General features: G+C 63.8%; 1 protein-coding gene and 1 pseudogene. One reads left to right on the top strand and one right to left on the bottom strand.

All coding sequences use genetic code 11. The features are described 5' to 3' along the window. Nucleotides 1-455, top strand: a 455-nt coding sequence (locus BST12_RS29170) for a hypothetical protein (RefSeq protein ID WP_053042307.1), incomplete at its 5' end; no start/stop codon positions are given. Nucleotides 456-485: 30 nt separating this feature from the next. Here the strand turns inward: BST12_RS29170 and BST12_RS34030 are convergent. Then, nucleotides 486-660, bottom strand: a pseudogene (locus tag BST12_RS34030) (phosphodiester glycosidase family protein); the annotation flags it as partial.

The raw sequence follows: 660 nt of genomic DNA, 5'->3' as shown, positions 1-660 counted from the left end.
CAGCGTTCGCTGGTGCGACGGTGGAGCCCTACCTCTCCGAGCGCGCCGTGGTGGCCACCAAGCTCATGGTCGCGCGGACCGCCGCCAATGCGATCACGACGTTGTGGACCTACACGCCGGAGAACATGGACACCCTGGCCGATCGGGCCGCGAATTACCTCAGCGGTGATTTCGCGGCTCAGTACCGCAGATTCGTCGACCAGATCGCCGCAGCAAACAAACAGGCCAAGATTACCAACGATACCGAGGTCACCGGTGCTGCCGTGGAATCGCTGAGCGGCCGGGATGCCGTTGCCATCGTCTACACCAACACCACGACCACCAGTCCGGTGACCAAGAACATCCCAGCATTGAAGTATCTGTCCTACCGGCTGTTCATGAAGCGTTATGACGCGCGGTGGCTGGTGACCAGGATGACGACCATCACCTCGCTGGATTTGACGCCGCAGGTGTAGCGGGACCGAGCCCGCCGGCGCTGCGAAGCCTTAGTTGAACGCCAGCCAGCTGGGCAGCGCCCGCTCATGGGAGTCACAGAGCACCTGACGGGTGTCGCACGATCCTTTCGGCGACCCAGCGCCGGCCCACATGCCCCCGGTATCACGGCGCAGAACGATCGCCGATGACCCCCCGCCGTCGAGCAGAATCGCGGTGTCACTACCC

This window comes from Mycobacterium angelicum, from assembly GCF_002086155.1.
Taxonomy (GTDB): Bacteria; Actinomycetota; Actinomycetes; order Mycobacteriales; family Mycobacteriaceae; genus Mycobacterium; species Mycobacterium angelicum.
This window is presented reverse-complemented; position numbering and strand designations above follow the sequence as displayed.